This is a genomic window from Cellvibrio zantedeschiae (genome assembly GCF_014652535.1).
GTDB lineage: Bacteria > Pseudomonadota > Gammaproteobacteria > Pseudomonadales > Cellvibrionaceae > Cellvibrio > Cellvibrio zantedeschiae.
The window spans coordinates 363,197-377,119 of sequence record NZ_BMYZ01000003.1 but is presented as its reverse complement, the minus strand read 5'-3'; the positions used below and the strand labels follow the sequence as shown (position 1 = coordinate 377,119).

Annotated in this window: 9 protein-coding genes; 8 read left to right on the top strand and 1 reads right to left on the bottom strand. The window is 44.9% G+C overall.

Features of this window, described 5'->3' with window-relative positions; translation table 11 throughout:
• Positions 1-306 precede the first annotated feature (306 nt).
• The 4 genes from IE104_RS15725 to IE104_RS15710 all read left to right on the top strand — a co-directional run bounded on the left by IE104_RS15725 (position 307) and on the right by IE104_RS15710 (position 8,204).
• The gene (locus IE104_RS15725; RefSeq protein WP_189420246.1) at positions 307-3,216 is read left to right on the top strand and encodes a TonB-dependent receptor; all 2,910 of its coding nucleotides are present in this window, start codon (positions 307-309) and stop codon (positions 3,214-3,216) included.
• Positions 3,217-3,387: 171 nt separating this feature from the next.
• Positions 3,388-4,947: a tryptophan halogenase family protein gene (locus IE104_RS15720; RefSeq protein WP_189420244.1), complete on the top strand. Its 1,560-nt coding sequence runs from the start codon at positions 3,388-3,390 to the stop codon at positions 4,945-4,947.
• Positions 4,948-5,684: 737 nt separating this feature from the next.
• Entirely contained in the window at positions 5,685-7,244 is a 1,560-nt protein-coding gene (locus IE104_RS15715; RefSeq protein WP_189420242.1) for a glycoside hydrolase family 16 protein, read from the top strand.
• A 102-nt stretch (positions 7,245-7,346) separates the two neighbouring features.
• On the top strand, positions 7,347-8,204 hold the full coding sequence (locus IE104_RS15710; RefSeq protein ID WP_189420240.1) for a hypothetical protein: 858 nt from the start codon (positions 7,347-7,349) through the stop codon (positions 8,202-8,204).
• A 68-nt stretch (positions 8,205-8,272) separates the two neighbouring features.
• On the opposite strand, the gene IE104_RS15705 is transcribed toward IE104_RS15710, so the two are convergent.
• Complete coding sequence (locus IE104_RS15705) at positions 8,273-9,415, bottom strand: helix-turn-helix domain-containing protein (protein ID WP_189420238.1); 1,143 nt, start codon at positions 9,413-9,415, stop codon at positions 8,273-8,275.
• A gap of 256 nt (positions 9,416-9,671) precedes the next feature.
• Between IE104_RS15705 and IE104_RS15700 the strand changes: the two genes are divergently transcribed.
• The 4 genes from IE104_RS15700 (at position 9,672) to IE104_RS15685 (ending at position 13,760) form a co-directional block, all read left to right on the top strand.
• Complete coding sequence (locus tag IE104_RS15700; protein ID WP_189420236.1) at positions 9,672-10,670, top strand: alpha/beta hydrolase; 999 nt, start codon at positions 9,672-9,674, stop codon at positions 10,668-10,670.
• Positions 10,671-10,713: 43 nt separating this feature from the next.
• Positions 10,714-11,376: a DedA family protein gene (locus IE104_RS15695; protein WP_189420234.1), complete on the top strand. Its 663-nt coding sequence runs from the start codon at positions 10,714-10,716 to the stop codon at positions 11,374-11,376.
• A 143-nt stretch (positions 11,377-11,519) separates the two neighbouring features.
• The gene (locus tag IE104_RS15690; protein ID WP_229838006.1) at positions 11,520-13,205 is read left to right on the top strand and encodes a tannase/feruloyl esterase family alpha/beta hydrolase; all 1,686 of its coding nucleotides are present in this window, start codon (positions 11,520-11,522) and stop codon (positions 13,203-13,205) included.
• Positions 13,206-13,208: 3 nt separating this feature from the next.
• Complete coding sequence (locus IE104_RS15685; protein WP_189420232.1) at positions 13,209-13,760, top strand: DUF3237 domain-containing protein; 552 nt, start codon at positions 13,209-13,211, stop codon at positions 13,758-13,760.
• The last annotated feature ends 163 nt before the right edge of the window (positions 13,761-13,923 follow it).

The following is a 13,923-nucleotide window of genomic DNA, read 5'->3' as shown; positions in this document are numbered from 1 at the left end:
AAAAATGAGAAATGCGCGTTAATTAAACTGAACTTTTTTCGCAAAAATTTCATAACTTGTTGATTTGCATAACAAAGCAACATTCCCACCTAAATGAAATTTAAGTGAACTTCCCACGTTAGGTAAAAAATCGATAGTGGGACGAAGAGATTCCTCGAAATCGTGACCATAGCCCGCGGTTAGATGCCAGATGTCTATCCGAATGATAAGACCAGTGTGGTAACTGGCAGGAAGGATTGCGGCAATCCCAAGAGCGCGGCACCAACTCGCAGTTACGATAACAATAACGGTTTGAGGAATTACTCCATGCAAAAAACAGTTAGCTTTAAAAAGAAAATCATCGCTAGTGCCATAGCTTCAATAGCGGGCTTCAGCGGTGTAGCTTTTGCGCAAGACGACGCAGAAGAAATTGTAGTTACCGGTATCAAGGCTTCTTTGCAAGCGTCGATGGAAATCAAGCGTCAGGCAGTCGGTGTAGTTGATGCAATTTCTGCGGAAGATATCGGCAAGATGCCAGATACCAACCTTGCAGAATCTCTCCAACGTATCACCGGTGTGTCGATTGACCGCGCGGGTGGTGAAGGTTCTAAAGTAACCGTTCGTGGTTTCGGTGCGGATTACAACCTGGTTACCTTGAACGGTCGCATGATGCCATCGTCAGGTTTTGACTCTCGTTCATTCGAGTTTGCTGATTTGGCTTCTGAAAGCGTAAGTGGTTTGGAAGTGTACAAAACCGGTCGTGCGGGTGTAGCCAGCGGTGGTATTGGTGCAACCATTAACATCAAAACCTTGCGTCCATTGGATAGCCCAGGCTTGAAAGCGAGCATTGGTGCCAAAGGCGTACACGACACTACCGTACGTGAAGGTTCTTCTATTACTCCGGAAGTTTCTGGTCTGTTCAGCAACACCTTCGCTGACGACACCATTGGTGTTGCTTTGACTGGTAGCTACCAAAAACGTGACCAGGGCAACTCAGGCGCTTACAGCCAACAATGGAATACCGGTGTTTGGAACTCAGCTAAAGGCAATGACAACTTCAGTACCTACCAAGGTAAAGGTGTTGTAACCAATGCTCCAAAAGACGGCGATTTGTTCTCAACGCCAATTGACTTCCGTTTGACCCTGGGCGACCAGGAGCGTGAGCGTACCAACGGCCAGTTGACCTTCCAATACAAGCCAAATGACAACATCAAAGCAACTTTGGATTACACCTATTCCGAGTTGGATTGGCACCAGGATCGTATCGAGCAATCAGTATGGTTCGTAGGCTCTCGCTCTGCGGTTACCTTTGACAACGACATTGTTAAAACGCCAGTGTTGTTCACTGAATATATCGATTCTCCAAAAGACATCAGCTTTGCACGCCAAGTGCAAGGTAACCACCGCGAGAACAACGCTGTTGGCTTCAACCTTGAGTTCAACCCAACAGATGATTTGAGCCTGACTTTCGACTACTTCAAAGCTAAAGCTGAAACTCGCGAATACGATCCACGCGGTAACTTGAACTTGTCAGTAGCGGCTAACGTTGTTAAGCAACAAAGCATGAACTGGAACCCGGCTCTGCCAATCATGACCGTATCTATTGACGATAAAGTATTCGGCAATGGCAATGGCAAGTTGGACGCTGGCGACATGACCACCACTGCTGGTACTACCAACTACAACTGGGTAGGCGATGACATTGAGCAAATCCGTTTAGACGGTAGCTATAAGTTTGAAGACAGCAGCCTGGATTTCGGTATCGAATCACGCTCTAACGATTACCTCGGCCGTAGCCGTGGTGACTGCTGTATCGTATTCGGTGACTGGGGTGGTACAGACGCGAAGAACGTACCAGATTCATTCTGGACTCCACGTAACTTCCTGGCTGACTTCGAAGGTTACAACCTCGGTACTTCATTCACCGGCGGTATGGACTGGGACTTCAACGAAGTTGCTGCATGGGTTGAGAGCCAAAACGGCAAGTTGCCAAACTTCCGTGACTTCCCGCCAAGTGGCAAGTTCGAAGCTAAACCACGTGTATCTACCTACCGCGGTATCGTAGAAGACGTTCAAGCAGCTTACTTGCAATACAAGTTGAGCGGCGAATTGGGCGGTAAGGCTTACCACTTATTGGCTGGCGTACGTTACGAGAAAACCGACATCACCTCTAGCACCAAAGCGGCGAACCCAACTCGCATCCGTTGGACTGGTGACGACGACTTCGTATCTGATGCTTCTGCCGATCTGCAAGCATTTAGCCGTGACGCAAGCTACAACCACACCTTGCCAAGCGTGGACTTCGACATCGACTTGACCGAAAACCTGAAAGGCCGTTTGTCTGCGAGCAAAACTATTGCGCGTCCAACTTACGGTAACTTGAGAGCGGATATAGGTGTAGGCGATTTCAGAACTTACACTGCTGACCAAGGTAACCCAGGTCTGTTGCCACTTGAATCTACCAACTTCGATGCGTCCATCGAATGGTACTACTCAGATTCAAGCTACGTTTCTCTCGGTCTGTACCGTAAAGACGTAGACAACTTCAACTCTACTCAAGCTGTTGACGGTACTTTGTTCGGCTTGCGTGACGTGACCAAAGGTCCACGTGCTGAAGCTGCCAAAGCTCAATTGATTGCCAAGGGCAACACTGCTCCTAGCAAGCAAGAGATCTATGACCAGGTATTGGCTAACCAGGGCGACAAAGGTCCAAACGGTAACGTAATTCCTAACGATCAAGACCCGGTTGCTGTTTGGCACATCAACACGCCAATCAACAACAAGAGCGCAACTATCGACGGTGCTGAATTCGCGGTTCAACACATGTTCGGTGAGTCTGGCTTTGGTGTTTCTGCGAACTACACCACCGTTAACGGCGACATCGCTTACGACAACAAAAAATTGGGTACCCAATTTGCGTTGGTGGGTATGAGTGATTCTGCAAACGGATCTGTGTTCTACGACAAAGACGGTTTGCAAGCGCGTATTGCTTACAACTGGCGTGACAAGTTCCTCGATACCGCTAACCAATACAACAACGAACCTGGCTACACTGAAGCCTTTGAAACTTGGGATGCAAGCATCAGCTACCAAGTTAGCGAAGAACTCAGCGTATCTTTAGAAGGTTTGAACTTGTTGGGTGAAGACAAGCGTCGTCACGGTCGTACACAAGTGCAATTGTGGAACCTTGAAATCCTCGGCCCACGTTACACTGTTGGTGCTCGTTACACCTTCTAATTTCAAACCTGTTAATTTGAAATTTGGAAGTGAAAAAAGGCCGCTGGAAACAGCGGCTTTTTTTATAAGCGATGGCTATCAAAATAAAGTTCAAAACCCTATTCTTTTGCCTCTCCAAAAAACCAGCGAAAGCAAGACTGGGAATACAACGAAAAATAAGTGAGTTATTCGATGGAAAAGCGCATAAAGCAAATTGTTATTGTCGGCGGCGGTTCCGCAGGTTGGTTAACCGCAGGTCTTCTGGCGGCACAACATAGCACTAACACCGAAACCGGATTGCAAATCACCTTGGTGGAATCACCCGATGTTAATACCATAGGTGTAGGTGAGGGCACTTGGCCTTCCATGCGCAAAACATTGCAGACTATTGGCCTTTCCGAAACAGAATTTATTCGCGAATGCAGTGCTGCGTTTAAGCAGGGCTCAAAATTTGTCGGCTGGAAAAATGGCCGCAGCGATGATTTTTATTATCACCCCTTCACCTTGCCCAATGGTTATACACAATTCAATTTAGTGAGCGCGTGGCAAGCAGGTTTTGCAAATATTCCTTTCGCTGATGCCATGTGCGAGCAGAGTCATGTGTGCGAAGCGGGCCGCGCGCCCAAACAATTCAATACACCGGAATACGCCGGTGTTGCCAACTACGGCTATCATTTGGATGCCGGAAAATTTGGCATGATGTTGCAAAAACATTGCACGCAAAAATTAGGCGTAAAACATGTGCTCGATCATGTTACGCATATTAATTCCGCTGAAGATGGTGATATTGAATCCATCGCCACAAAAAATAGCGGTGACATTGCCGGCGATTTATTTATCGATTGTTCCGGCCTAGGTTGCTTGCTCATTGGCCAGCATTTCCAAATTCCGTTTGTAGAAAAAAAACAATTTTCACTTAATGATTCTGCCATCGCAATCCAAGCACCTTATGCAGAAGAAAATTCACCTATTGCATCGCCCACTATCGCCACCGCGCAAGACGCGGGTTGGATTTGGGATATTGGTTTAAGCTCGCGCCGCGGCACGGGCCATGTTTATTCAAGCGCGCATATTTCAGATGAACAAGCAGAAAAAACTTTGCGTGCTTATATTGCTAAAGCCATTGGCGAGAAAAAAGCCGAAGAATTAGGTTGCAGGAAATTATCCATTCGCGCGGGCCACCGCCAAAAATTCTGGCACAAAAACTGTGTGGCTGTAGGTATGTCGGCGGGCTTTATCGAACCACTGGAAGCTTCTGCCCTCGCGTTGGTAGAGTTGTCTGTCAATATAATCAGCAGTGAAATGCCAGCAACCCGCGAAGTGATGCATATTGTTGAAAAACGTTTTAACGAGGTTTTTGAATATCGTTGGTCGCGCGTTATTGAATTCCTCAAATTACATTATGTATTAACGCAGCGCACTGACACTGATTACTGGCGCGATGCAGCGAGTCCGGCATCCACGCCAGACGGCTTGAAAGAATTACTGACCCTGTGGCGTCACCGCGCACCTTATTACAACGACTTTATCCACAACGAAGAAGTCTTTCCTTCTGCAAGTTACCAATATGTACTTTACGGAATGGGCTTTGAAACCCTGGCCCAGCCTTATCCAAAAATGTTGGAAAACGTGGATGGCGGTATAAAAAATATCAATGCCACGCTCAATAAAGTGTCCAAATATATCGCCGGTTTACCCTCAAACCGCGAACTGCTGGAACACGTCATTAAAAATGGAATGTATCGAGGCTAGCAGTGAATCTGCTAGCCGTTTTAAAACCCGGCGGATTAGCCCGAGTTTGTTTTCTATTTTTCGAGCTACAACATCCCAAACAATATTATTAAGAACTGAAATTACTTTAAGCTTTAGAGTATTTATGTTTTGGTTATTAAATACTGCAGGTTCTAGCAAAGTTATTTGTTCAAACGCTTATTCGAACCCTCCGCAAAAAAGTGAACAGCCCCACCTTACAAGAATTTTGAAAGTGGGACGACACCTTAATCAAATCTCCGCAATATTCGCCTCACGGTAAAGCTTTTTTACCAACCAGTTTTTGTTTCGGCGTTGTCATAACTCGATAAGTCCAGCGCCAAAACACCGAACCTAGATACGGGTCAGGCCGTATTTGGGCGTTAGCAAGTCTGTCAGGAGTTTTTGTACGTCAAGCCGACCCCTTTCCATTCTTGTTAGCTCTCCTTGCATAGCCCCCGGTTTCGGGGGCTTTTTTGCGCAAACAAAATTTATGAATTGTGGATGCCTTATGGCGCACTCCATAAAAAATAAACGCTCCTTATCTGGAGACACGTTTTAAAAAAGTCACTATCAAAAATGAATCTATAAGGTGCGCCAGAGTACATCACCTGTGTATAGGGTTAGGAATAATACCGGGAGTCACTTGCAGTAAACGAGATCAATACGTAAAGCCAAGCCAGGTATGAGCTATTTCGTACCTGTTCAATAATAAAACGCGAAACATCGGAGAACACCCAATGAAAAAACTACTTTTACTTAACGCAATTGCATTAACCATGGTCGCCTGTGGCGGAGGTGGTAGTGGCAAATCTGATACTCCTCCGGCTAGCTCGTCTGCGTCTACATCAAGCAGCTCAGTGGCCAGCAGTGAAGCGCCATCATCGTCAAGTTCTTCATCCTCAAGCACACCGGCAAATTCAAATACCTGGGAGCTGGTGTGGAACGATGAGTTCGATGGTTCTGCTATAGATACCACCAAATGGTCATTTGAAAAAAATTGCACCGGCGGCGGCAACAATGAATTGCAGTGCTACACAGATCGTGCAGATAACGCATTCGTTGCAGATGGCAAATTGCACATAGTGGCGAAAAAAGAAAGTTTTAGCGGTCAGGCAAAAGTAGACGACGACCCGGGTTATAACGCTGGTGATACCTCTGTTAAACGCGATTACACATCGGCGCGTTTGCGTTCCAAAAATAAAGGTGACTGGACTTATGGTCGCATGGAAATTCGTGCGAAATTGCCGCAAGGCCAAGGCATATGGCCAGCAATCTGGATGCTGCCAACGGAATGGAAATATGGCGGTTGGCCGCTAAGTGGTGAAATCGACATCATGGAAGCAGTGAACTCTGGTTCAGCAGCATACGGTAATAAAGTGCATGGCACTTTGCATTACGGCGATGTGTGGCCAAACAATAAATATGAAGGGACTTTCTACATACCGCCAAAAAATGTGTGGGAGGAATATCACACCTACACCATTGAATGGGAAGAGGGCGAAATTCGTTGGTACGTGGATAACAAACATTTCCAAACAGAAAATAAAAAAGGTTGGTTCACCAAAGGATCAACAAATGAGAACGCACCTTTTGATCAAAAATTCCATATGTTGTTGAACCTTGCTGTTGGCGGCAACTGGCCGGGCAATCCAGACGGCACTACAACATTCCCGCAAGAAATGTTGGTTGATTCTGTAAAAGTTTATCGCTGCCCTGCGAACCCAACGACAGGGAAAGGCTGTGCAACAAATGTTGATTCTGCAATCAAACCACTAACAGGCCACCCAAGAATTACCGGTGAATTTGCTGCGCCACCATTGTTCACTATGTATGACGATGCCTTGGCGACGGGTTTGAAATTTGATTCATACAATCCAAACGGCGCAATTTCCTATTCGCAAATTGCCGAGGCTGATCACGGTACTGTATTAAATGTGGTGAAAACTGGCGCAACAGGGAATGTTTATTTCAACATCCCGGCAGGTTCAGCAAATTTGAGCACATGGGGAACGGGCGGCGAATTGGTATTTAATTTAAAAGTTAACAGCATGGCCGAGGGCGCAAAACTGCTAATTAAAATGGATAGCGGCTGGCCAAGCGTGAGTGATGTAGCGGCAACGCTTCCCGCAACAGGTGTATGGGGCGAATACCGAATCAACGTGTCAGATTTAATTGCAAAAGGTAATTCAATTCAAAGCGGTATTGCTAATTTATCCTCAATCTCCAACATTTTTGTAATCGAGCCAACGGCTGCAATGAATGTCAGCTTCGATAACATACGTTTAGTAAAACCTTAATTAATAACGCCCACTCAATAATTTGTGTGGGCGTTATTTTTTTGTTCTAGTTTTTCCTGAAAAAAATAATGTTGAAAATCTATTAAACAATGGGATCTGTGTATGGAATACAAAATAGTTAAGCGATTCATTATTAGTTCAATTCTTCTGGCGCCCGTGTGCTACGCGCAAATATCCGGTGATACTGGCGGAGCTGCACCACAATTAGGTGGCGCATCAGCTATGCCTGCAGATGGGCGTATAGAAGATTGGAAAAAGTTACTAGAGCAAAAAGAGTTAGACAAAACGGCAGCTCGCCCGGCGTTTTATGCAATTTTTAAATCCGCGCAATCAGATTTAATGGCAAACAAATTACCCAAAGCTAAAAAGAATATTGATCGCCTGCACGAAATGCAGGAAACAACGGATTATGAAAAATCCCGAATTTATTTGTTAGATTATTGGTATGCAGGAAAAACTGGCGATAAACAAAACGAAACCGCAGCAATGGAAGCGCTAATTCCCATTGGTGCAGGCAACGTAGATTCACAAGTATTTATCGAAGCAGGCATTCGTCTTTTCAAACGCCAATACAACGCTAAAGATTATGGCGGCGCGCTGGATACAGTAAACCATTTACGTAAAGACCCCACATCAGTTTCAGAGCTAAACAATCTTGCAATGCTCACCAGCAAACTGGAAGATCTCGCGTCGGGAACACAAAATGTCAGCCACGATGTTAAAACCGATAAAAGCGGTTTATGGAGCACTACTCTTTTAAGACGTTATTTTTATTTAACGAATATTGCAGGCGAAGTAAAAACCATAGATTTCAAATGCGAAAACAAAACTACATCAATTCCCTATAAAGCCGACAGCGTAATGGCCGCACCAGAAGCCTGGGGGAAATGCTCCATTAATATAACCGCAACACCAGAAGCGACTTACAACCTAATCCAGTTGACCAACAAACCCTCCTAGATTCTTCCTCAACTTATGGCCACCAAGCCATGCTTCGCGCAGCGAGTTAACTCGCTGCGCTTTTTTCTTTACGCCTTTTGAGCCTGCTTCCTAAACTCTGTAGGTGAAACTCCCACCAACCGGTTAAAAAATCTGTGGAACGCCGATTTACTGTTAAAGCCGGCTTGCAACAAAATATCCAGTACTGTCATTTCTGCGCATTTCTCATCCAGCAATAAACGTTTGGCTTCCTCTACTCGATACTTATTCATAAACTCAAAAAAGTTGGTGCCGTAATGTTTGTTGATAACGGCTGATACGTCTTTGATGGGCAATTCAATGCGTTTGGAAAATTCTTCGATATTTAAATTGTGTTTTAAATAGAGTTTTTGAATCTCCATGCCCGTCTGTACTTTTGCTATAGCTTGGCTGGTGACTTTTTCGTCGGTTTTTTCTTCTTTAATGACTTCCGGTTTTGTCGCGAGTAATTGGTGGGCGTATACCACGCTGTAGGTAAAGAGGGCGTTAATTAAAATAAAACCTACATAGTTGTCGGTAATGCCGAAGGTATCGGAAATAGAAGGGTCTGCAAATTCTGCGATTATGTGAACGAGCAGGGTGAGGCTCCAGCTAAATAAAAATCCGTAGGTCAAAACACTGAGCCAGCCCGGTTCGGTAGGAGAAAAATGTGAATATTGGTTTTCTAATTGGGTGACATATTTGCGCACTTTCCATACGGCTGCGATTACGTAGGCGAGCGGTACAATTTTGATTGCGCCCCACAAAATATCGACGGCCCATTTATTGGGAAGGGGATTGGCTGAATCGCGGAACCACACCAATGAATGCGTATCAATTTTAAAAATCACCAGCCAAAGTATTCCAATCGCGACGGGTATGAGGTGGCCCAATTTTTTGGAATCGATTGCGAAGGATTCCTGGGTAATAGCACGCACGTACAAATAGAGCGCAGCGCCTTTCAGCAATAGTGAGCTTGTTAAAAAATAAGGTAAGAGCGTGTGATCGAATAATGCGAAGAAGCGTACATTGTTATTCCACAGCATAAGCACACAGGTTGCACTTACGGCTACCGATAATAAAAATATCGTAAGTAAAATGCTGGAGGCCTTATTTTTGGCGGGTAAAACAGCTTGAAAAATGGCGAGTAAAATACACTCGGCTGCTGTCATGAGCAAAATAACATCGTGGATGTTAAAGATATGATCTTTCATGAGACACTCGGTTGATTGCACGTTGCCGCTCTGTAGTGGAGCCACGGCGGCTAACGAGTCAGGCGGTTAATTATTATATGGAGAGATTATAGTTGAGGCTGACTGCGCTGTCGCCAAGTCCAAGTGTAAAACTATCGTCAGCGCGGCAAGACTAGGTTAAATTAACTTCAATAATCCTCGCCACGACTTATATTCATTGTGACTAGAAACTGGTTTAATTCAGCCTCAACCCGCGTTAATAATTGAAGTTACCACTATGACACTCAGCCTACAGGATTTGCGCGAACTTGCCCGGCAGTTGCCTGAGTTGGAATTTTCGCCAGCCAAAGATTGCGATTGGCCGCAAACAGATCTTGTACAAGCCTACCTCAATGACTACGACATAAATTTCGCGAATGAATTTGCTCAGGTTTCCCACGGCTTTGGGTGCGTAAATGTTGCTGGATTCAAAATAGCCACACATTATTGGTTGCCAGAAAACGCGCAGGGCACAATGCTTGTTGTGCATGGCTATTACGATCATGTTGGAGTTTTTGATCATCCCATTCGGTTTGCGCTGCAACATAATTTTGCAGTGCTCGCTTTTGATTTGCCCGGCCATGGATTAAGTAGTGGCGAGCCAGCGGCAATTGATTCGTTTAATCAATACGGCGACGTGCTCGCCGAAATTTTGCAACAAAGTGCCATCATAATGCCGCAACCTTTATACGCATTGGGCCAGAGTACAGGTTGCGCGGTCTTGTTGAATTATTTGTGGCGTTACGCAATCGCGCAGGATTCCCTAGCTTGTCTAGAAAAGGAGCGTTTTGAAAAAATTGCACTGTGTAGCCCCTTGGTGTTACCACGCGGCTGGCGCGGTGTTCATATGGGGCGTTATGTGTATGCAGTGCTGCGCCACTTTATTCGCCAAATTTCGCGCACTTTTTCCAAAAGTTCGCATGATCTCGAGTTTAATCAATTCCTGAAAGATCAGGATTTATTGCAGGCACGAATACTATCGCTCAGCTGGGTAGGCGCTATGAAGGCCTGGCACGAAATGGTTTTGCACTTTGCTCCTTTGCAAAACGAATGTTTAATCGTGCAAGGCACCGACGATATGACCGTGGATTGGCGATACAATTTACCCTTGTTACAGCAGAAATTACCCAATGCTAAAATTGCCTTAATTGCCGATGCAGGCCATCAATTGGTCAACGAAAGCGATCTGTACCGATCACAAGTTTTCGCAGCTATAAAACAATATTTTTTTAATTAATTATTTTTTCACTCTTTTTAACTATTTCGTGTAAGGATTTTCCGTGGAATTTATTCAGTTGGTTATAAGTTTTATTTTGCACATTGATGTCCATTTGTCTGAGCTTTTCAGTCAATACGGTTTATGGATTTATGGCATTTTATTCTTGATTATATTTTGTGAGACAGGCTTGGTCGTAACACCTTTTTTACCCGGCGATTCACTGTTGTTTGCAACAGGTGCGCTGGTTGCCATAAGCGCCAGCAGCGGGCTTGATATCAATGTGATGGCGGCAATTGTTGTTACCGCAGCTGTGTTGGGGAATATTGTTAACTACACGATTGGTCGTTTTTTTGGTGCACAATTATTTCGTAACCCCAATTCAAAAGTGTTCCGGCAAGATTATTTAAACAAGGCGCGCGATTTTTACGATAAGCACGGCGGTGTAGCCATTATCATGACGCGCTTTATTCCCATCATCCGCACCTTCGCACCTTTTGTAGCAGGTATGAGCGGAATGAAATATCCCAAATTTATTGCATACAATATTATCGGCGCGCTTTTGTGGGTGGGTATCTTTTTGTATCTGGGTTATTTCTTTGGCAATCAGCCAGTGGTGAGAAAAAACTTCACCTTGTTAATTTTTGGAATTTTAGTTGTATCTGTACTGCCTATTTTTTATGAGGCCTGGAAAGCGCATAAAGCAGCGAAATCGCCAGTCAAATAACTAAATCAATTTTTTGAATTTAAAAACCGCTGCTTTGTGCAGCGGTTTTGCTTTCTAGATAGATGAAATGCTGCGCCCGCATTAGCCTTGGACTCCAGAGGATGTTAATATGGATATAATAATACAAAAAAGGAGTCCTCATCGTGCGATATTTTTCTTTTCTTCATGCTCCAGCCTCATCCAAATTGATTTTCACCGGGCTGCTATTAGTGCTCTCATATTCCGGTGCAAATGCGGCTGTGGAGACTTCAGCTTGCGGTGATTTGCTGCAGCACAAATTTCCCGCTGCCATGAAGCTCGAACTTCAAACCACCAAATTGAATGAAGCCGATGCGTTTTGCCAGATCAATGGCGTGGTTAACGCGCGGACTGGTATTGATGGCAAACATTACGCTATCGGATTTGAAATGCGTTTGCCTTTGTCATGGAATGGACGCTTTGTTTACCAAATGAATGGTGGCAATGATGGTGCTGTGGTTCCTGCGGAAGGTGACATGTTTGAGGGACGATCTGCGCGTTCGCGAGGTTTTGCTGTTCTGAGCACTAATGCCGGTCACGATGGCAGCGCGGCAGAGAATCAACAATACGGTTTGGCGGCAGGTAATCGTTTTGGTTTGGATCCGCAGGCGCGCGAGGATTATGGTTACCAGGCAACTGCAACCATGGCCCCTATAGCCCACGCGATTATCAAAACTTTTTACACCAAAGAAGCTGAATATTCTTATTTATCTGGGTGTTCCAACGGCGGTCGCCACGGCATGGTTGCGGCGAGTCGTTACGGTGATCAGTTCGACGGAATTTTAGTGGGCGCTCCCGGTTTTAATTTACCCAAAGCCGCAGTGCAGCACGCATGGGACGTACAAAGCACGCAACAAGTTGATCCAAAATTACATAACGCGTTTAGCCGCGCTGATATGCAATTAATCGTTAATAAAATTACCGATGCTTGCGATGGGCTTGATGGCGCCAAAGACGGGTTGGTCAACAATATTCGTCAGTGCCAAAAAACCTTCGATATAAATAGTTTGCGTTGTTCGGGCGAAAAAAATGCGAGCTGTTTAAGCGATGTGCAAACCAAATCCTTCGCGCGCCTAATGAGTGGCCCACATAACAGCAAAGGTAAGCAACTTTATAATCACTGGTGGTACGACACAGGTATTGCCGATGAAGGTTGGCGCTTCTGGAAATTTGAAAGCCCTATACCGCCTTGGAACAACAATCCTTTAATTGCCACCATGGGTGCGGGTTCGCTTGCCTATGTATTTACGACACCAGCAACCCAAGTGGAAGGTTCACCAGATAAGTTGTTGCAATTTTTAAGCGAATTTGATTTTGATCGCGATGCACCCAAAATTTTTGCAACGCAAGGCGAATTCAAAAAATCTGCCATGGAGTTTATGACTCCACCGGATGTAAACAATCCCTATTTAAAAACCTTTTATAAAAACAAAGGCAAACTGATTATTTACCAAGGCCAAAGTGACCCGGTATTTTCTACAGTAGACCTTGTGGATTGGTATGAAAAATTAAATAAAAATTATCGCGGCAAAGCGCAAGATTTTGCGCGTTTGTTTGTTGTGCCCGGTATGAACCATTGCAACGGCGGTCCGTCGACAGATCAATTCGATGGGCTTGGCGCATTGGTTAATTGGGTTGAAAAAGGGCAAGCACCCGACACTATTGCGGCCAAGGTGAATCCTGCAAATAAATCACTGCCTGCTAATTGGAGCAAAACTCGTTCAAGAAATTTGTGCCCCTGGCCGAGTATTGCAACTTATAAATCGGGTGATATTGAATCTGCAGCAAGTTTTGCCTGCGTAACGGAGTAACTGATGATGAAAAAAATAATCTTGTGTTTGATGATAGCCGCTACCGCAAATTTCACTTTTGCCGCCGATAAAAAACCAGCGGATACGAAAGACCTAACCGCAAAAAAAGAACAGATATTTACCACCAAACATATTTGGGATGCAAAAGTGTTAATTGGTGAGGGTGTCGAGTTAGGTAAAACAAAATATGGCACGCGCAGAATGATCCCTATCACTGGCGGTACCTTTAAAGGTGCAGATATTGAAGGCACTGTATTGCCAACGGGTGCCGATTTCCAAGTGACACGCGCCGATGGCGATACCGAATTTAACGCGCGCTATATGTTAAAAACCAATGATGGGGTTTTGATTCAGGTTATTAACCGCGCTCTCTACTCGCCGCCATCAGATAAAAAAGGCGCACCCTATATGCGTTCTGTATTGGAGCTGGAAGCTCCAAGCGATAGCCGCTACGCCTATCTTAACCACGCGATATTTTTAGGTACTTTGGACGTTCCGCCATTAAAAGAGGGTGAAAAACCTTACGTAGTTATTGGTGTACATCAGTTGTTGTAATCAGTTTGTGTTCACTCGGTTTGTAGAGAAAATAAAACCCTTCGATAGACTCAGGGTGAACGAGGTGTTGAAAATAAATGCATAAAATGGGAGTCGTCATCCTCGCGCAGCGGGGATCCAGCTCTTAAAAATTTAATAATAAATGGTGTATTGTCTATAAAAA